The organism is Hydrogenophaga sp., from assembly GCF_031426985.1.
In the GTDB taxonomy this organism is placed as follows: Bacteria; Pseudomonadota; Gammaproteobacteria; order Burkholderiales; family Burkholderiaceae_C; genus Hydrogenophaga.
In genome coordinates this window covers 2,755-4,012 of the sequence record NZ_JASJOY010000210.1, presented here as the reverse complement: position 1 = coordinate 4,012, position 1,258 = coordinate 2,755, and the positions used below count along the sequence as shown (strand labels likewise).

1 protein-coding gene and 1 pseudogene are annotated in these 1,258 nt (G+C 62.4%); both read right to left on the bottom strand.

Translation table 11 applies throughout. From position 1 onward, the window contains the following. A partial coding sequence (locus RMP09_RS21640; protein WP_310568047.1) for a M48 family metallopeptidase occupies window positions 1-536 on the bottom strand: 536 nt, incomplete at its 3' end. Further along, window positions 536-1,258, bottom strand: a pseudogene (locus tag RMP09_RS21635) (restriction endonuclease subunit R); the annotation flags it as partial. The pseudogene RMP09_RS21635 and the gene RMP09_RS21640, both read right to left, overlap by 1 nt.

Below are 1,258 nucleotides of genomic sequence, written 5' to 3'. Positions count from 1 at the left end.
TCGGTGTTCAGGCGGATCGTGGCAGCCGTCGGGTTGCAGCTGCCCCAGCGGGTCTTCATGCGTTGGACAAACACTTTGTTGACCTTCACGCCCAGCACCGCTGACCAGTTGGCGATCAACCCTGGCACGGTGGCCCGGATTTGATCGCGGTACCAGCCGTCCAGCAGTTCCTGGCACCGTGCTTCGTCCGTTCCAGGCCGCACCCACATGCCCAGGCGGTTGCGGTTCAGCTCCACCTTGGGCGCACCCTCATGCTCGTGTCTGGTCAGTAGATAGCGCTGGCCCCAGACGTAGTGGCTCTCGCGCGTCAAAAACTGGCGTGGAGCCTCGCGTGGCTGCGCCTGCATCTTGTGCTGCTCGGTCTTGATCCAGGCCAGCCGCGAAATCGCGAACACACGGATCGTGTCCAGCTTCATGTGTTGCGGTGCTGAAATGCGCACACGCCCCATGGGCGGCAACACGCTCAGGTGCAGGTGCTTGATGTCCTTGCGGATCACCTCGGCCTGTATGTCACCCAGCTCGATATGCACCGCCATCAGTATTCCTTGTGGGCGAACACGATGGGGTAGATGCGGTTCACCGCGTCGATGTCTTTGATCACGTTGTAGATCGCCTGTTTGACGAGCTGCTCCTTGGCTGTCACGCCGCGCCAGCTATCGGGCCGGTGTTCCTTGATGGACGCGTCGAGCGCCATCACCATGGCCACCGTCGCGTCGTTGCCGCCATAGGGCGCGTGCGGCTGCCCCGCCGTGTTGGTGGTCACCCAGGCCTTGAGGTTGTTGTACAGCGCCAGGCGGCCGGGCGTGTTCAGCTGCTTCGGGGTGTCGTCCGTCTTGCCGCTCATGACCTGTCGGGTCAGGGTGGCGATGCGCTGCAGGTACTCCTCGTACTCGATGGCTTTTTGCTTGCGCAGCCGGATGATCTCGTCCAGCAGCGCCGACATCCGCTCAAAGAACGCCGGGTCGGTCAGCTGTTCTTTGATGAGCTTGCTGCGCACGTTGTTCTCGATGCTCTCGGCCACGGCCTCGTGGTTGTTCTTCACGTTCGCCAGCTTGTTGGCGATGGCTTCGGCAATGCCGGTCTTGACGATCAGGTCCAGCAGGCCGATGTCGTCAAACGGCGAAATCTTGCGCGGTGCCGAGGCTTCGATGTAGGTGTCGATCAGGTGGCGCATGTCGGCCTCGTAGGCCTTGAGGTCCAGCGTTTCGCCCGCTGCCTGTCGCACCAGGTCGCGCAGGTCCAGGTAGTGCTTCAGCTG